Consider the following 16,964-nt stretch of genomic DNA (forward strand, 5'->3'; position numbering starts at 1 on the left):
CCATACCCTGTGGCGAGGGAGCTTGCTCCCGCTGGACTGCGCAGCAGGCCCAAGACCTGCACCTCGGTTCCGCCTGAAAGAACCTGGTGTTCTTATTGGGGCCGCTTCGCAGCCCGGCGGGAGCAGGCTCCCTCGCCACAACAGCCATAAAAAAACGCCGTAGGCCAAAGGCCTGCGGCGTTCTTTTTAGCCCGGCAACCGCTTACACGGTATGCAGGTACCAGTTGTACTCAAGGTCGGAGATGGAGTGTTCGAACTCCTCCAGCTCACTTTCCTTACAGGCGACGAAGATATCGATGTATTTAGGATCGATGTACTTGGCCATCACCTCGCTGTCGTCCAACTCGCGCAGGGCATCACGCAGGTTGTTCGGCAGGCTCTGTTCGTTCTGCTCGTAGCTGTTGCCTTCCACCGGTGCGCCAGGCTCGATCTTGTTGGTCAGGCCGTGATGCACGCCCGCCAATACCGAAGCCATCAGCAGGTAAGGGTTGGCATCAGCCCCGGCCACACGGTGTTCGATACGTACGGCGTCGGACGAGCCGGTCGGTACGCGAATCGCCACGGTGCGGTTATCCAGGCCCCAGCACGGCGAGTTCGGCACGTAGAACTGTGCGCCGAAACGACGGTAGGAGTTGACGTTAGGGCACAGGAACGCCATTTGGGCGGGTAGGGTCTCCAGCACACCGCCGATCGCGTGACGCAATGCGGCGTTCTGCTCGGGATCCTCGCTGGCAAAGATGTTCTTGCCGTCCTTGTCCAGGATCGAAATGTGCACGTGTAGACCGTTGCCTGCCTGGCCCGGGTAAGGCTTGGCCATGAAGGTGGTGTCCATTTCATGGTCGTAGGCGATGTTCTTGATCAAGCGCTTGAGCAGTACCGCGTAGTCGCAGGCCTTTATAGGGTCGGCAACGTGGTGCAGGTTCACTTCGAACTGTGCCGGGGCACTTTCCTTGACGATGGCGTCGGCAGGGATGCCTTGCTCTTTTGCACCTTCCAGAATGTCCTGGAGGCAGTCGACGTATTCGTCGAGGTCGTCGATCAGGTAGACCTGTGTCGAGTGCGGGCGTTTGCCGGAGATCGGCGAGCGGGGCGGTTGTGGCCGGCCATTCACGTTCTCCTGGTCAATCAGGTAGAACTCCAGCTCGAATGCGGCGCAGATGGTCAGACCGAGGTCGTCAAATTTGCTTACAACTTGGCGGAGTACTTCGCGAGGATCGGCGAAGAAAGGTTCACCTTCGAGTTCGTGCATGGTCATCAGCAGTTGCGCGGTTGGGCGCTTTTGCCAGGGTTCATTGCACAGGGTGTCGGGGATTGGATAACAGATTCGGTCAGCATCACCGATGTCCAGACCCAGGCCGGTGCTTTCCACCGTTGAGCCGTTGATATCCAGGGCAAATAGAGAGGCAGGCAGGTTAATGCCCTTCTCGTAAACCTTGTGGAGGCTGGTGCGTTCGATGCGCTTGCCGCGCACCACACCATTCATATCCGCAATTAGAAGGTCTACGTACAGAACCTCAGGATGATCCTTAAGGAACGCGTTCGCTTCGTTAAGCTGAACGGCACGCGGGGGTACCGACATGATGCAACACCTTTGTTGTTAAAAATATCAATCATTGATCTCTTCGGGTTTCAGTCAACCCGAACGGCATGCCGAAGTCAAGCGAGGCCTTTTTTGCCCTAAAAAAGCGCCGTGAGGGCTTTTTTGGGGCTTTTTGGGGCAATTTTTTGGGATTGGGGCTCTTGGAACCAGCACGTTTGAGCGGGCCGTGTTGTATTTTTTACGGGGGTGTTGTGTAAAAAAATGAACAAGGCTAAGCTCGATTCAAACCCATAACAGCAATAATACCGGGGTGCTTCATGTCTCGCCTGCCGTTAATCGGCGTCACCGCCTGCTCCAAACAGGTCGGTCTGCATGCTTATCACATCAGTGGCGACAAATACGTCCGTGCAGTGGCCACCGCTGCCAAGGGCTTGCCGTTGATTATTCCGTCCCTGGCGGATCTGCTCGACCCGGCCAATATTCTTGACGGCCTGGACGGCATTCTATTTACCGGCTCACCTTCCAATATCGAACCCTTTCACTACGACGGTCCGGCCAGCGCGCCCGGGACTGCTCATGATTCTGCACGGGACCAAACCACCCTGCCGCTGCTGCGTGCAGCCATAGCGGCCGGCGTTCCGGTACTGGGGATTTGCCGTGGCTTCCAGGAAATGAACGTGGCGTTTGGCGGCAGCCTGCACCAGAAGGTTCATGAAGTGCCGGGCATGATGGATCACCGCGAAGACGACACCCAGCCGCTGGACATCCAGTACGGCCCGGCACATCCGGTAACCATCTCCCCGAATGGGGTATTGGCAAGCCTGGGCTTGCCGTCGACGATCCAGGTCAACTCGATTCATTCACAGGGCATTGATCGCCTGGCGGCCGGTTTCCAGGTCGAGGCCACCGCGCCGGATGGCCTGATCGAAGGCTTTTCAGTGCCCGCGGGCAAGGCTTTTGCTTTAGGAGTGCAATGGCACCCCGAATGGCAGGTAAGCTCTAACCCGCACTACCTCGCAATCTTTCAGGCATTTGGCAATGCCTGTCGAAAGCGGGTGATGCAACGCGACGCGGATGCTGCGTCAACTTACGCCTGACCTTTAATGGATGTCAGGAAACACAGCCCAGAGGCATTTATGAGTAACAACCTCGACCAGCTCACCGATTGGTTGAAAGACCACAAGATCACAGAAGTCGAATGCATGATTGGCGACCTCACCGGCATCACCCGGGGCAAGATCTCGCCGACCAACAAGTTCATCGCCGAAAAAGGCATGCGCCTGCCCGAAAGCGTTCTGTTGCAGACCGTGACCGGCGACTATGTCGAAGACGACATCTATTACGAATTGCTCGACCCGGCCGACATCGACATGATCTGCCGCCCGGACGAGAACGCGGTGTACCTCGTGCCTTGGGCCATAGAGCCTACGGCCCAGGTGATCCACGACACCTACGACAAGCAAGGCAACCCGATCGAGCTGTCGCCGCGCAACGTGCTCAAGAAAGTCCTCAAGCTCTACGCCGATAAAGGCTGGCAGCCCATCGTGGCGCCGGAGATGGAGTTCTACCTGACCAAACGCTGCGAAGACCCGGACTTCCCGCTGCAACCGCCGATTGGCCGCTCCGGTCGCCCGGAGACTGGCCGCCAGTCCTTCTCTATAGAAGCGGCCAACGAATTCGACCCGTTGTTCGAAGACGTCTACGACTGGTGCGAGCTGCAGGAACTGGACCTCGACACGCTGATCCACGAAGACGGCACGGCGCAGATGGAAATCAACTTCCGTCACGGCGACGCACTGTCCCTGGCCGACCAGATCCTGGTGTTCAAGCGCACCATGCGCGAAGCGGCGCTCAAGCACGACGTGGCGGCCACCTTCATGGCCAAGCCCATGACCGGCGAGCCCGGCAGCGCGATGCACCTGCACCAGAGCATCATCGATATCGCCACCGGCAAGAACGTGTTCTCCAATGAAGACGGGACCAAGAGCGAGCTGTTTCTGCACCACATCGGCGGCCTGCAGAAGTTCATCCCCGAGCTGCTGCCGCTGTTCGCCCCTAACGTCAACTCGTTCCGCCGCTTCCTGCCCGACACCTCGGCGCCGGTCAACGTGGAGTGGGGCGAAGAGAACCGCACCGTTGGCCTGCGGGTTCCGGACGCCGGCCCACAAAACCGTCGGGTGGAAAACCGCCTGCCGGGCGCCGACGCCAACCCGTACCTGGCGATCGCTGCCAGCCTGCTGTGTGGCTACATCGGCATGGTCGAAGGCATCAGCCCAAGCGCGCCGGTGGTGGGCCGTGGTTACGAGCGCCGCAACCTGCGCCTGCCGCTGACCATCGAAGACGCCCTGGAACGCATGGAAAACAGCAAGACCATCGAGAAATACCTGGGTCACAAATTCATCACAGGCTACGTCGCGGTCAAGCGGGCCGAGCATGAAAACTTCAAGCGCGTGATCAGTTCGTGGGAGCGGGAATTCCTGCTCTTCGCCGTCTGATGCGCCGGGCGCGCCCTTCAAACGGCGCGTCCTCACCTGAAACATCTAGGAGATTGGTATGTCCAGCAACAACCCGCAAACCCGTGAATGGCAAGCCTTGAGCAGCGATCACCACCTGGCGCCGTTCAGCGACTTCAAGCAATTGAAAGAGAAAGGCCCACGGATCATCACCAAAGCCCACGGCGTTTACCTGTGGGACAGCGAAGGCAACAAGATTCTCGACGGCATGGCCGGCCTGTGGTGCGTGGCGATCGGTTACGGTCGCGATGAACTGGCTGATGCGGCCGCCAAGCAGATGAAAGAACTGCCTTACTACAACCTGTTCTTCCAGACCGCCCACCCGCCGGTGCTGGAACTGGCCAAAGCCATCTCCGATATCGCCCCGCAAGGCATGAACCACGTGTTCTTCACCGGCTCCGGCTCCGAAGGCAACGACACCATGCTGCGTATGGTCCGCCACTACTGGGCGATCAAAGGCCAGCCGAACAAGAAAACCATCATCAGCCGCAAGAATGGCTACCACGGTTCAACCGTGGCCGGCGCCAGCCTGGGCGGCATGACTTATATGCATGAACAAGGCGACTTGCCGATCCCGGGCATCGTCCACATCGCCCAGCCTTACTGGTTCGGCGAAGGCGGCGACATGAGCCCGGAAGAATTCGGCGTGTGGGCGGCCAACCAGCTGGAAGAGAAGATCCTGGAACTGGGCGTGGACAACGTCGGTGCCTTTATAGCCGAGCCGATCCAGGGTGCCGGTGGGGTGATCGTGCCGCCAGACAGCTACTGGCCGCGCATCAAGGAAATCCTCGCCAAGTACGACATCCTGTTCGTGGCTGACGAAGTGATCTGTGGGTTTGGCCGCACCGGTGAGTGGTTCGGTAGCGATTTCTACGGCCTCAAGCCCGACATGATGACCATCGCCAAGGGCCTGACCTCCGGCTACATCCCGATGGGCGGCCTGATCGTGCGCGACGAAGTGGTCGCCGTGCTGAACGAAGGCGGTGATTTCAACCACGGCTTCACCTATTCCGGTCACCCGGTGGCGGCAGCGGTAGCCCTGGAAAACATCCGCATCATGCGCGATGAACAAATTGTTAAGCACGTGCACGACGAAACGGCACCCTATTTGCAAAAGCGTTTGAGGGAACTGGCTGATCACCCGCTGGTGGGGGAAGTTCGCGGTGTGGGCATGCTCGGTGCCATCGAACTGGTTCAGGACAAGGCAACGCGCAAGCGTTATGAAGGCCGTGGTGTTGGCATGATCTGCCGCACGTTCTGCTTCGAGAATGGCCTGATCATGCGCGCCGTCGGCGACACCATGATCATTTCGCCACCGTTGGTGATCAGCAAGGCCGAGATAGACGAGTTGGTGACCAAGGCGCGGCACTGCCTGGACCTGACTTTGGCGGCATTGCAGGGCTAAATGCTAGGCTCAGAACGCAGCGCCTGTCGGGCGCTGCTTCTGGGGTGTTAGAAAAGCGGGGCATTGGTTGAAAGCCGGCCCCTGAACTTGCCAGACTGTCGCCCTGTTTTGTCGCCCTTAGACGGGCTGCGAAACACGTTGTAATTAAAGAACGAACGTGGCCCAAAAAAGAAAAAATTGGAGCATGACCGAATGAAGGCATTAGGTTTGAAGAACGCTGGCAAGACCCTCCTGGCCTTGTCCCTGATGGGGGCCATGGCAGGCGCGGCACACGCCGACGATAAAGTGCTGCACGTTTATAACTGGTCCGACTACATCGCACCGGACACCATCGCGAACTTTGAAAAAGAGTCCGGGATCAAGGTGGTCTATGACGTGTTCGACTCCAACGAAACCCTGGAAGCCAAGTTGCTGGCAGGCAAGTCCGGCTACGACATTGTCGTGCCGTCGAACAACTTCCTCGCCAAGCAGATCAAGGCCGGTGTTTACCAGGAACTGGACAAGTCCAAGCTGTCGAACTACGACAACCTGAACAAGTCCCTGCTTAAAGCCGTGTCCATCAGCGACCCGGACAACAAGCACGCCTTCCCGTACATGTGGGGCTCGATCGGCATCGGCTACAACCCGGAGAAGGTCAAGGCCGCACTGGGCATCGACAAGATCGACTCGTGGGACACCATCCTCAAGCCGGAAAACCTCGCCAAGCTCAAAGGCTGCGGTGTGAGCTTCCTCGATTCGCCAACCGAAATGCTGCCAGTGGCACTGCATTACCTGGGCCTGCCGACCGACACCCAGAAGAAGGAAGACCTCAAGCAAGCCGAGGCCCTGTTCCTCAAGCTGCGTCCTTCGATCGGCTACTTCCACTCGTCCAAGTACATTTCCGACCTGGCCAACGGCAACATCTGCGTAGCCGTGGGTTATTCGGGTGACGTGCAACAGGCCAAGTCCCGCGCGGCTGAAGCCGGTGGCAAGGTCAAGGTTGCCTATGACATTCCGAAAGAAGGTGCCGGCAGCTTCTATGACATGGTCGCCATCCCTAAAGATGCCGAGAACGTCGACGCTGCCTACAAGTTCATGAACTACCTGCTGAAGCCGGAAGTCATGGCGGGCATTACCAACAGCGTACGTTTCCCGAACGGTAACGAGAAAGCTACCGCGTTGGTCGACAAAGACATCACCAGCGACCCAGGCATTTATCCGCCAGCGGACGTGCAAGCCAAGCTGTATGCCATTGCTGACTTGCCGGCTGCTACTCAGCGGGAAATGACCCGCAGCTGGACCAAAATCAAATCGGGCAAGTAAAGCCGCTTTGATACCTGTTTTGCTAACTGCCGCGATGCGCGCGGTGGTTAGCGAAACAATTAAATGACAGAAAGTTTTGCCGGATCGGTTTATCGAGGGTAAGTTGCGCGCCGGTTTTGTTGCCGGGCAACAACTTCGGGCCCAACTATTTAAGAGGACCTCCACTTGCCAATTTCTTTATTTCGCAAAGCCTTGCTGGTGGGTGCAGGTATCACGCTGGCTGTCAGCGTGCAGGCCGCCCCGACTGTGCATATTTATAACTGGTCGGACTACATCGGCCCGGACACCCTGGCCAACTTTGAAAAGGCCACCGGCATCAAGCCGGTCTACGACGTGTTTGATTCCAACGAAACCCTGGAAGGCAAGTTGCTCGCCGGGCGTACCGGGTATGACGTGGTCGTGCCGTCGAACCACTTCCTCGGCAAGCAGATCAAGGCCGGCGCGTTCCAGAAGCTCGACAAGTCGCAACTGACCCACTACGCCAACCTCGACCCGGCGCTGCTCAAGCGTCTGGAAAAGAACGACCCGGGCAACCAGTACGCCGTGCCGTACCTGTGGGGCACCAACGGTATTGGCTACAACGTCGACAAGGTCAAGGAAGTATTGGGCGTCGACCATATCGACTCCTGGGCCGTGCTGTTCGAGCCGGAAAACATGAAGAAGCTGGCCACGTGCGGTGTGTCGTTCATGGACTCGGCGGATGAAATGCTGCCGGCGGTGCTCAACTACATGGGCCTCAACCCCAACAGCACCAACCCTGAAGACTACAAGAAGGCTGAAGAGAAACTCCTGAAAGTGCGTCCCTACGTGACCTACTTCCATTCTTCCAAATACATCTCGGACCTGGCCAACGGCAACATCTGCGTGGCGGCCGGCTTCTCCGGTGATGTGTTCCAGGCCAAGGCTCGTGCGGCCGAGGCGGGCAAGGGCGTGAACATTGCCTACGTGATTCCGAAAGAAGGCGGCAACCTGTGGTTCGACGTGCTGGCCATCCCCAAGGATGCCACCAACGTCAAAGAGGCCCTCGCCTTCATCAACTATTTGCTGAAACCTGAGGTGATCGCTCAGGTCAGTGATTACGTCGGTTACGCCAACCCTAACCCAGGGGCGGACAAACTGATGGAGCAATCGATACGCACCGACGAAGCGGTTTACCCACCGCAGGCGGTTCTCGACCGGACTTTTGTCAACTTCGAGCTACCCCCGAAAGTGCAACGTTTGATGACCCGTAGCTGGACCAAGGTCAAGACGGGCAAGTAAGGCTTAACGCTCAAACTATCCAAGGCTGGCCCGTATTGGGCGAGCTGCACTCTTTTTATTCTGGGAGTTTCGTAAATGGCAGTTGCCTCCGGCGCCTATAAGAAAGCCCTCGAGGGCGACCAGACACCGAAAAAGGTGCTGGTCAAAATCGACCGGGTCACGAAGAAGTTCGACGAGACGATTGCGGTGGACGATGTGTCCCTGGAAATCAAGAAAGGCGAAATCTTCGCCTTGCTCGGCGGATCGGGTTCGGGCAAATCCACCTTGCTGCGCATGCTCGCAGGCTTCGAGCGCCCAACGGAAGGACGCATTTACCTCGACGGTGTGGACATCACCGACATGCCGCCGTACGAGCGGCCGATCAACATGATGTTCCAGTCCTACGCCTTGTTCCCCCACATGACCGTGGCCCAGAACATCGCGTTTGGCCTGCAGCAGGACAAGATCCCCAAGGCCGAGGTCGACGCCCGTGTGGCCGAGATGCTCAAGCTGGTGCAGATGAGCCAGTACGCCAAGCGCAAGCCGCACCAGCTGTCTGGCGGCCAGCGTCAGCGGGTGGCGCTGGCGCGTTCCCTGGCCAAGCGTCCGAAACTGCTGCTGCTCGATGAGCCGATGGGCGCACTCGACAAGAAGCTGCGTTCGCAGATGCAACTGGAACTGGTGGAGATCATCGAGCGCGTGGGCGTGACCTGCGTGATGGTGACCCACGACCAGGAAGAGGCCATGACCATGGCCGAGCGCATCGCGATCATGCACCTGGGCTGGATCGCCCAGATCGGCAGCCCGATCGACATCTATGAAACGCCGACCAGCCGCCTAGTGTGCGAGTTCATCGGCAACGTCAACATCTTCGACACCCAGGTGGTGGACGACGCCGAAGGCCACGCGGTACTCAAGTGCCCGGACCTGGACCGCGATATCTACGTCGGCTACGGCATCGCCACTTCGGTGGAAGACAAGTCGGTGACCTACGCCATCCGCCCTGAAAAGCTGCTGGTGACCACCGAAATGCCGACCTGCGAGCACAACTGGTCCAGCGGCAAGGTGCATGACATCGCCTACCTCGGCGGCCATTCGGTGTTCTACGTCGAATTGCCGAGCGGCAAGCTGGTGCAATCCTTCGTGGCCAACGCCGAACGCCGTGGCCAGCGCCCTACCTGGGGCGACCAGGTGTACGTGTGGTGGGAAGACGACAGCGGCGTGGTACTTCGCTCATGAACATGAAGAAGTTCAAACGCCAGCTGCAACGAATAACCCCCGGTGGCCGGCATGTGGTCATCGGGATCCCTTTCCTCTGGTTGTTCCTGTTCTTCATGCTGCCGTTCTTCATCGTCTTGAAGATCAGCTTTGCCGAAGCCGACGTAGCGATCCCGCCTTACACCGAGATCTACACCTTCGTTGAACAGAAACTGCAGTTGGTGCTGAACCTGGCCAACTACGGGATGCTGGGCGATGACGAGTTGTACATCGCGGCGTACCTGGGCTCGCTGAAGATGGCGTTTTTCAGCACCATCCTCTGCCTGCTGATCGGCTACCCGATGGCCTACGCCATTGCCAGCGCACGCAAGGAAATCCAGACCGTGCTGGTGCTGCTGATCATGATGCCGACCTGGACTGCGATCCTGATCCGGGTCTATGCGTGGATGGGCATCCTCAGCAACAACGGGTTGCTCAACGGCTTCCTGATGTCCATCGGGTTGATCAACGAACCGCTGCAGATTCTCAACACCAACATCGCGGTGTATATCGGCGTGGTCTATTCGTACCTGCCGTTCATGATCCTGCCGCTGTACGCCAACCTGGTGAAGCACGACCAGAGCCTGCTGGAAGCCGCGTCGGACCTGGGTTCGAGCACCTTCAACAGCTTCTGGAAAATCACCGTGCCGCTGTCCAAGAACGGCATCATCGCCGGCTGCATGCTGGTATTTATCCCGGTGGTGGGCGAGTTCGTGATCCCGGAACTGCTGGGCGGTCCGGAAACCCTGATGATCGGTAAAGTGTTGTGGCAAGAATTCTTCAACAACCGTGACTGGCCGGTGGCGTCTGCCCTGGCGGTGGTGATGCTGGCGATCCTGATCGTGCCGATCATCCTGTTCAACCGCAGCCAAGCCAAAGAGATGGAGGGCAAGATATGAAGCGCGTCAGTTTCTCAAGCTTCATGCTGGTGGCGGGGTTGCTGTTCATCTACCTGCCGATGCTGATCCTGGTGATCTACTCGTTCAACGAATCCAAACTGGTGACGGTGTGGGGCGGTTGGTCGATCAAGTGGTACGTCGGCCTGTTGGACAACACCCAGTTGATGGGCTCGGTCGGTCGTTCCCTGGAAATCGCCTGCTACACCGCGATTGCGGCGGTGGCACTCGGTACATTGGCGGCGTTCGTGCTGACGCGCATCAGCCAGTTCAAGGGCCGCACGCTGTTCGGCGGCCTGGTGACGGCGCCGCTGGTGATGCCGGAAGTGATCACCGGCCTGTCGCTGTTGCTGCTGTTCGTGGCCATGGCGCAGATGATCGGCTGGCCGCAGGAACGTGGCCTGGTGACCATCTGGATCGCCCACACCACGTTCTGTTCGGCGTATGTGGCGGTGGTGGTGTCGGCGCGCTTGCGTGAGCTGGACCTGTCGATTGAAGAGGCAGCCATGGACCTGGGTGCGCGGCCGTGGAAGGTGTTCTTCCTGATCACCATCCCGATGATCGCGCCGTCGCTGGCGGCGGGCGGCATGATGTCGTTCGCGCTGTCGCTGGATGACCTGGTGTTGGCCAGCTTCGTGTCGGGCCCGGGTTCGACCACGTTGCCGATGGAAGTATTCTCGGCGGTTCGCCTGGGGGTTAAACCCGAGATCAACGCCGTGGCCAGCCTGATTCTGTTGGCGGTGTCGATCGTGACCTTCCTGGTGTGGTTCTTCAGCCGTCGTGCGGAAGAGCACCGCAAGAAAGCGATCCAGCAGGCGATTGAAGAAGCGGCTGCGGATGGTTGGGAGAAGCCGGCGGATTCGCGTCGGGCTCCAGCACCGGTCTAATCAGGTAGCCCTGAAGAAACCGGATCAAAAATGTGGGAGCGGGCTTGCTCGCGAAAGCGCAGTGTCAGTCACCGGATGTATTGACTGATCCACTGCCTTCGCGAGCAAGCCCGCTCCCACATTTTGATTGCATTCCAATTCGGGTTAAGCAGTCCAAGGCGACTTGCGAATCACCTCGACGAAGTTCATCGGCTTGAACCCCGGCTCCTGATCCACCAGCACATCGGTCTTCACGTTGCCAAACGTGGTCTGCGGACGATGGCGCAGGCCGTCGGCAAACGCGCAGATGATGCACTCCTTGAACCCTTCACCCCGTGGATGCGCATGCACCACCGCTTCGCGCTGCACGCTGGTAAACGCCGCGTACTCCATTCCCAGCACATCCATTTCCACGCCCGCCGTCACCAGCGCCACGGTTGGACGCAAGTGCTTGGGCACCCCCGGTGTGGTGTGCAGGGCGATGGACAACCACACCTGTTCGATGTCGTCATCGCTCAACCCGTAAGGCTTGAGAAAGTCCGCCGCCGCGTTGGCGCCGTCCACTTCAAAGCGTTCGTCGTCACTGCGGTGACCTTCCACCAGGCCCAGGTCGTGGAACATCGCGCCGACGTACAGCAACTCCGGGTTATAGGCCAACTGCTGGCGCTCGCCGCTCAATGCGCCGAACAGGAACACCCGGCGGGAGTGGTGGTACAACAGGTCGGATTCGATGTCGCGGATGTATTCGGTGGTGGCCTTGGCCAGGGCGCTGTCCGGGATCCTGATGCCGGCGATGGTGGTGCTCATGGTCGTTCTCCTCAAGAAAGCGCCGGGGTTGGCGCCGATGAGTCCAGTCTGGTCGCGCGCCCGCGAAGGGGCCATCGCGGCGAGGATGCGATCCCGGCCAATGTGCCGCGATATCGCGCCAAGGCTATGCGCGATCAAATGTAGGAGCTGGCTTGCCTGCGATAGCATCACCTCGGTATACCTGATGGACCGCGTCGCCTGTATCGCAGGCAAGCCAGCTCCCACAGGGGTTTTGCATTTATTCAGTTGGAAAAAGGTGTTTCTATCCATGGGCAAAACCGTCGCCATCCTGATCTTCCCCGGCGTCCAGTCACTGGACGTGACCGGGCCCCTAGATGTGTTCTGCGAGGCCAACCGTTTTCTGCCGCCCGAGGCGCATTACCAGCTGGAGGTGATTGGCCTGGGGCACGGCAACATGGCCTGTTCCAACGGCTTGTCCTTGCAGGCACACCGGCATTTCAGCGAGGCCGTCGAGCCCTACGATTTACTATTGATGGCCGGCGGGCCGCAGTTGCCCTTCGAGGATTTCGGCCCGGTGTTCAATCAATGGCTGCGTGACGCCAGCGCGCGAGCGAAACGTTTCGGCTCCATCTGTAACGGCGCCTTCATGCTCGCCCGCGCCGGGTTGCTGGACGGGCGCACCGTCACCACCCACTGGGGCGATGCCGCCGACCTGGCCGCCTTATGCCCATCGTCCCAGGTCGAAGCGGACCGCCTCTACGTGCAGGACGGCAACCTCTACACCTCCGCCGGGGTGACGGCGGGCATCGACCTGTCGCTGTACCTGCTGGCCCAGGACCACGGCCCGGAAGTCGCCCTCAGCGTGGCCAAGCGCCTGGTGGTGTTCACCCAGCGTTCCGGCGGGCAGTCGCAGTTCAGCCCGTTCCTGACACCCCACGCGCAAGCCACCTCGGCGGTGGCACTGGTGCAGCTGTATGTATTGGCCAACCTGACGGGCGACCTGACCATCGCCGACCTGGCCAAAGCCGCCAACATGAGCGCGCGCAACTTCTCGCGGGTATTTGCCCGGGAGGCGCAGATCACTCCGGCGGAGTTCGTCGAGCGGGCGCGGGTGGATGCGGCGCGGGTGATGCTCGAAAGCACCCACGCACCGCTCAAGACCGTGGCGTATCAATGCGGCTTTCGCGACGCCCAGCACATGCGCAGTGTGTTCAATCGCCGGCTGGGCGTGACGCCGCAACAATTCCGGCTTAACTTTGCGGCGCCGGTTTGAGCGTGTCATAGGCTTCCAGGGCGCGCAGCGAGTAGATATACGCCGCGCCGGCATTCAGCGAGATCGCGGTGGCCAGGGTCGCGGCCACTTCTTCGCGGGTGGCGCCGGCCTTGATCGCCGCGTCGGCATGCACGCCGATGCAGCCGTCACAGCGGGTAGTGATGGCCACGGCGATGGAAATCAGCTCACGGGTCTTGGCATCCAGGACGTTGTTTTCCTCGGCTGCTTCCCCCAGCGCCATGTAGGCTTTGACCATCTTCGGGTTGCTCTTGCCCAGCGCGCCAAAGGCTTTCTTCACGGTAGGCAGCAAGTCGGACCAGTTATTGAACATCGTGTTAACTCCTGAACGGGTTGGGTGTGAAGCCAGTGTGCGCGGTTCAGGTTTGGCGCTTTTGTTCGATCCACTCACCTTTTTGACCGATGCTCGCAAATGAACTCCATCGACACCCTCATCGCGTTGGCCAACCTGCGGGGCAGCCTGGACTTGCGTTGCCAGTTCCAGGGCGCCTGGGCCATGGACCACGAGCCCGAGCCGCTGGGCGTGGCGCCGTATCACATTGTGCTGGCGGGCACCTGCCGCGCCGAATTGTCCGGCGGGCAGCAGGTGACGTTGGAGGAGGGCGACATCCTGTTGATGCCCGGTGGCGCGACGCACCTGGTGCGCAGCCAGGGCGCGCGGGTAAAGCCGGTGGCGCAGACCGTGATCGAAGGCGGCTTGCTGCCGATCCATCGCCTGGGCGGTGAGCAGCCGGACGTGGACATGCTCTGCGGCAGTTTTCGCTACAACCGCCAGTCGTTGCTGTTCAGTGCGTTGCCGGACTACCTGGTGGTGTCCAGCCGGCAGTGGCAGGCCGATGGACAGTTGGCGGCATTGATCGCACTGCTGCGCAGCGAGGCGGACGGGCAGCGGCTGGGGGCGCGGTTTTTCATTGATGCGCTGTCGTCGGCGTTGTTCACCCTGATCCTGCGGGCATGGCTGACGCAGCAAGCGCCGGTGGCGGGCACCTTTGCCTTGTTGACCGACAAACGCCTGGGCAAGGCCTGGCGGGCGATGCTGGCGGATCCCGGGCATGAGTGGACCATCGACAGCCTGGCCAGCGCCGCGTCGATGTCCCGGGCGACGTTCATGCGTGGGTTTGTCAAAGTGGCGGGCGTGTCGCCGTGGGTGTTGCTGACGCAGTTGCGCATGGAGCTGGCGTTCAACCTGCTGCATCAGTCGCGGCTGAGCCTGACGGATATTGCCGCTCAGGCGGGGTATCAATCCCAGGCGGCGTTCAGCAAGAAATTCAAGGAAACCTACGGTGAGGCGCCGGGGCGGCTGCGTACCCGCTAGAAGCAACAACGCAGATCAAAATGTGGGAGCGGGCTTGCTCGCGAATGCGGAGTGTCAGTCACCAGATGTATTGACTGATCCACCGCATTCGCGAGCAAGCCCGCTCCCACATTGGTTTTTTGTTTCTTCAGTTATTGCGGTGTCCGGGCCGGCAACAGCTTGAGCGTACTGCGGGTATTCGCCGTCACTTCCTCATCATTGAAATGCGCCTGCTCATACCCGCCTTCGATGTACGTTTCCGCCTGATCGGAATAGTGCTTGTCGAACGGCACACCACTCTGCCCGACCGGGTTGATGGTCAGCCCATGTGCGGCATCGGCGAAATCAATCAGGCGCCGGGTCGACGGCCCGTACGTCACCGGCCACGGCGCCGGGCCGATCTGTGCGGATTGGTTGTTGGGCACTTCATGGCTGCCGGGAGCGGCAAACGGGCCCACGTTGACGATCTTGTCCAACGGCTTCTGCGAGCCCAGTGGATGGCCGTGGGTCAGGGTGTGGGCCTTGCCCCATTGCCACTGCGATGGGTCGTCACCAAAGGTCGCCTTGAGGTGTTGCAGGCTGTTGTCCCAGGCAAGCTTGACGGTCTCGGCGCGGTGGCCATCCCACCACGGCGAATCCGCTGAAGCGGCCAGGCGCGGCAAGGCTGCGTCCACTACCCGGGTGGTGAGCAAGGTCTTGAACATCCCATCGCCCAGTTTCGGGTGGAACGCTGCGTCAGTGAGGTTGAACAGGAACTGGTTGAACAGCGTGGCACTGGTGGAGCCCAGCGGGTAATCGCCTTTCCAGGCTGCCAGTTGCTCCACCAGCTTCAACTGCGCCGGGTCCTTGACCACCTCACGCAGCACCGGCAGCAGCGGTGCCAGCAGCCGTGGCCCGTAGGCGGTGGTGGTGCCGAGCTGCAAGGCCTGGCTGTTGTCCACGTCCCATTTCACGCTGTTGTCGCTCAGTTGCGCGTTCAACTGCTGGCCACGGTCTGCCAGGTTGTAATACCCGGGGATCGGCATGCCGGTGGGTGACGCCGGCTGGGCATTGGCGGACACCACATAACCGCGGGCCGGGTTTTCTTCCTGGGGGTTGGCGCTGAATGGGTAGAAACCGAGCTTGTCCGCCTGGGCGGTACTGCCGTCGAGGATAAAGCCCGGGTTGACCCCGGCCGGGCGGATCGGCAATTGCGCCGCCGCCCACCAGCCGATATCGCCCTTGGCATTGGCCCATACGATGTTCAAGCCAGGCGCCTGGACCTTGGCCGCCGCCGCACGCGCTTTGGCGAGGGTATCGGCACGGTTGAGCTGATAGAAACCGTCGAGGATCGGGTTTTCGGTATCCAGGAATGCCCACCACATGGCAATCGGCGTCTTGCCGGCATTCTCGCCGAGCACGTCGTTGATGATCGGACCGTGGGGCGAGGTGCGCAGGGTCAGGGTTACCGGGTCCTGGCCCTTGACCGCGATCTGTTGCTCGCTGCTGGTCATGTCCACCCACTTGTCGTGGTACCAGACCTGGTTGGGGTTGTCCGGGTTGACCTTCTCGGCGATCAGGTCGAGGTCATCGTTCTGGAACATGGTCAGGCTCCAGCCGAAATCCTTGTTGTGGCCCAGGAACGCCACCGGCACCAGCGCGTTGTGATAGCCGTACAGCTCGAAGCCCGGCGCCGACAGCTGCGCCTCGTACCACACCGACGGCACCGAGAAACGGATATGCGGGTCACCCGCCAGCAACGGCTTGCCGCTCTTGGTGCGGCTGCCGCTGATGGCCCAGGCGTTGCTGCCTTCGAACTGCGGCAGGCCGTTGTCGGCCATGGCCTGTTCGCTCAACTGGGCAATGGCGCCGAGGTCTTTCCAGTCACCGGCCGCCAGGTTCAGCGCGCCCTTGGGCTGCCAGTCGAGGTCGAAGACCTTCAGGTAGTCGTTGCCCAACTGATCGCGTACGTAGGTCAGCAAGGGTTCGGTGCGAAAGGCTGCGGCAAAGCTGTAGGCCAGGTAGCCGGCGACGCTGATGGTGTCTTCGGCGGTGAACGGGCGCTTGGGGATGCCCAGTACGTCGAACTCCATGGGTTTGGCGTGGCTGTCCTGATACTGGTTCACGCCGTCCAGGTAGGCCTGCAGGGCCTTCCAGGACGCAGACTCATGGTCCATGTGCTCGACGTAGCTCAAGGCGCGCTCGCGAATGCGCAGGCTGCGAAATAGCTTGTCGGTCTCCAGCAGCTTGGGCCCCAGCACCTCGGCCAGCTCGCCACGGGACAGGCGCCGCATGATTTCCATCTGGAACAACCGGTCCTGGGCATGTACGTAGCCGAGGGCGCGGTACAGGTCAGTCTCATTCTCGGCGCGGATATGCGGCACGCCTCGGTCGTCGTAGCGCACCGTGACCGAACCTTGCAGATGGGCCAGCTCCACCGTGCCCTGGCGAGTCGGCTGCTTGCTGTACACGTACCAGCCGGCGCCAACCATAAGGGCTACGAGCAGGATGGCCAGCGCGGTCAGGATGCGTTTCATGGGTTGTCCCTTATTAGTCGGTCACCGTGAAGATTCGGGCAGTTTAGTGGGTTTGGCGAGCGCTGCGGAAAATGCTC

14 protein-coding genes are annotated in these 16,964 nt (G+C 60.3%); 10 read left to right on the forward strand and 4 right to left on the reverse strand.

All coding sequences use genetic code 11. The features are described from left to right. Window positions 1–202 precede the first annotated feature (202 nt). Window positions 203–1,579 carry a glutamine synthetase family protein gene (locus tag HX817_RS21725; protein WP_003213894.1) on the reverse strand — a complete coding sequence of 459 codons (1,377 nt, stop codon included), beginning with the start codon at window positions 1,577–1,579 and terminating at the stop codon, window positions 203–205. 278 nt (window positions 1,580–1,857) lie between these two features. On the opposite strand from HX817_RS21725, the gene HX817_RS21730 reads away from it, so the two are divergent. The 8 genes from HX817_RS21730 to HX817_RS21765 all read left to right on the forward strand — a co-directional run bounded on the left by HX817_RS21730 (window position 1,858) and on the right by HX817_RS21765 (window position 11,039). Beyond that, on the forward strand, window positions 1,858–2,637 hold the full coding sequence (locus tag HX817_RS21730; RefSeq protein ID WP_003213893.1) for a gamma-glutamyl-gamma-aminobutyrate hydrolase family protein: 780 nt from the start codon (window positions 1,858–1,860) through the stop codon (window positions 2,635–2,637). A gap of 39 nt (window positions 2,638–2,676) precedes the next feature. Continuing rightward, window positions 2,677–4,035: a glutamine synthetase family protein gene (locus HX817_RS21735; protein ID WP_003213891.1), complete on the forward strand. Its 1,359-nt coding sequence runs from the start codon at window positions 2,677–2,679 to the stop codon at window positions 4,033–4,035. Between the two features lie 58 nt (window positions 4,036–4,093). After that, window positions 4,094–5,458 (forward strand): aspartate aminotransferase family protein, encoded by a 1,365-nt coding sequence (locus HX817_RS21740; protein WP_003213889.1) that lies wholly within the window; start codon window positions 4,094–4,096, stop codon window positions 5,456–5,458. A 207-nt stretch (window positions 5,459–5,665) separates the two neighbouring features. Beyond that, the gene (locus HX817_RS21745) at window positions 5,666–6,760 is read left to right on the forward strand and encodes a polyamine ABC transporter substrate-binding protein (protein ID WP_003213887.1); all 1,095 of its coding nucleotides are present in this window, start codon (window positions 5,666–5,668) and stop codon (window positions 6,758–6,760) included. A 165-nt stretch (window positions 6,761–6,925) separates the two neighbouring features. Beyond that, a complete protein-coding gene (locus HX817_RS21750) occupies window positions 6,926–8,020 on the forward strand; it encodes a polyamine ABC transporter substrate-binding protein (protein ID WP_003213885.1) in 1,095 nt (364 codons plus the stop codon). A 75-nt stretch (window positions 8,021–8,095) separates the two neighbouring features. Continuing rightward, window positions 8,096–9,238, forward strand: a complete 1,143-nt coding sequence (locus HX817_RS21755; protein WP_003195240.1) for an ABC transporter ATP-binding protein — start codon at window positions 8,096–8,098, stop codon at window positions 9,236–9,238. Continuing rightward, window positions 9,235–10,155, forward strand: a complete 921-nt coding sequence (locus HX817_RS21760) for an ABC transporter permease subunit (RefSeq protein ID WP_003213882.1) — start codon at window positions 9,235–9,237, stop codon at window positions 10,153–10,155. The genes HX817_RS21755 and HX817_RS21760 overlap by 4 nt, the downstream gene beginning before the upstream one ends. After that, window positions 10,152–11,039: an ABC transporter permease subunit gene (locus tag HX817_RS21765; protein ID WP_008438909.1), complete on the forward strand. Its 888-nt coding sequence runs from the start codon at window positions 10,152–10,154 to the stop codon at window positions 11,037–11,039. Before HX817_RS21760 ends, HX817_RS21765 begins: the two co-directional genes overlap by 4 nt. A 144-nt stretch (window positions 11,040–11,183) precedes the next feature. Here HX817_RS21765 and HX817_RS21770 read toward each other — a convergent pair whose 3' ends face one another. Continuing rightward, complete coding sequence (locus HX817_RS21770; RefSeq protein WP_177041136.1) at window positions 11,184–11,825, reverse strand: HD domain-containing protein; 642 nt, start codon at window positions 11,823–11,825, stop codon at window positions 11,184–11,186. A gap of 268 nt (window positions 11,826–12,093) precedes the next feature. Here HX817_RS21770 and HX817_RS21775 point away from each other — a divergent pair, with 268 nt between their 5' ends. Next, the gene (locus tag HX817_RS21775; protein WP_177041138.1) at window positions 12,094–13,059 is read left to right on the forward strand and encodes a GlxA family transcriptional regulator; all 966 of its coding nucleotides are present in this window, start codon (window positions 12,094–12,096) and stop codon (window positions 13,057–13,059) included. Here the strand turns inward: HX817_RS21775 and HX817_RS21780 are convergent. Continuing rightward, window positions 13,037–13,390: a carboxymuconolactone decarboxylase family protein gene (locus HX817_RS21780; protein WP_016973032.1), complete on the reverse strand. Its 354-nt coding sequence runs from the start codon at window positions 13,388–13,390 to the stop codon at window positions 13,037–13,039. The two genes, HX817_RS21775 and HX817_RS21780, sit on opposite strands and share 23 nt — an antisense overlap. A gap of 99 nt (window positions 13,391–13,489) precedes the next feature. On the opposite strand from HX817_RS21780, the gene HX817_RS21785 reads away from it, so the two are divergent. Then, window positions 13,490–14,392, forward strand: coding sequence for an AraC family transcriptional regulator (locus tag HX817_RS21785; RefSeq protein ID WP_177041141.1), 903 nt, complete (start codon window positions 13,490–13,492; stop codon window positions 14,390–14,392). Window positions 14,393–14,523: 131 nt separating this feature from the next. On the opposite strand, the gene HX817_RS21790 is transcribed toward HX817_RS21785, so the two are convergent. Beyond that, on the reverse strand, window positions 14,524–16,887 hold the full coding sequence (locus tag HX817_RS21790) for a penicillin acylase family protein (RefSeq protein ID WP_177041143.1): 2,364 nt from the start codon (window positions 16,885–16,887) through the stop codon (window positions 14,524–14,526). Window positions 16,888–16,964 lie beyond the last annotated feature (77 nt).

This window comes from Pseudomonas sp. C6002 (genome assembly GCF_013385805.1).
Taxonomy (GTDB): Bacteria; Pseudomonadota; Gammaproteobacteria; order Pseudomonadales; family Pseudomonadaceae; genus Aquipseudomonas.

Excerpts from the sequence above, each read along its gene's own strand:
- HX817_RS21730 (WP_003213893.1), top strand. The coding sequence starts at position 1,858 with ATGTCTCGCCTGCCGTTAATCGGCGTCACCGCCTGCTCCAAACAGGTC.
- HX817_RS21790 (WP_177041143.1), bottom strand. The coding sequence starts at position 16,887 with ATGAAACGCATCCTGACCGCGCTGGCCATCCTGCTCGTAGCCCTTATG.
- HX817_RS21740 (WP_003213889.1), top strand. The coding sequence starts at position 4,094 with ATGTCCAGCAACAACCCGCAAACCCGTGAATGGCAAGCCTTGAGCAGC.
- HX817_RS21755 (WP_003195240.1), top strand. The coding sequence starts at position 8,096 with ATGGCAGTTGCCTCCGGCGCCTATAAGAAAGCCCTCGAGGGCGACCAG.
- HX817_RS21780 (WP_016973032.1), bottom strand. The coding sequence starts at position 13,390 with ATGTTCAATAACTGGTCCGACTTGCTGCCTACCGTGAAGAAAGCCTTT.
- HX817_RS21735 (WP_003213891.1), top strand. The coding sequence starts at position 2,677 with ATGAGTAACAACCTCGACCAGCTCACCGATTGGTTGAAAGACCACAAG.
- HX817_RS21785 (WP_177041141.1), top strand. The coding sequence starts at position 13,490 with ATGAACTCCATCGACACCCTCATCGCGTTGGCCAACCTGCGGGGCAGC.
- HX817_RS21770 (WP_177041136.1), bottom strand. The coding sequence starts at position 11,825 with ATGAGCACCACCATCGCCGGCATCAGGATCCCGGACAGCGCCCTGGCC.
- HX817_RS21760 (WP_003213882.1), top strand. The coding sequence starts at position 9,235 with ATGAACATGAAGAAGTTCAAACGCCAGCTGCAACGAATAACCCCCGGT.
- HX817_RS21765 (WP_008438909.1), top strand. The coding sequence starts at position 10,152 with ATGAAGCGCGTCAGTTTCTCAAGCTTCATGCTGGTGGCGGGGTTGCTG.
- HX817_RS21725 (WP_003213894.1), bottom strand. The coding sequence starts at position 1,579 with ATGTCGGTACCCCCGCGTGCCGTTCAGCTTAACGAAGCGAACGCGTTC.
- HX817_RS21775 (WP_177041138.1), top strand. The coding sequence starts at position 12,094 with ATGGGCAAAACCGTCGCCATCCTGATCTTCCCCGGCGTCCAGTCACTG.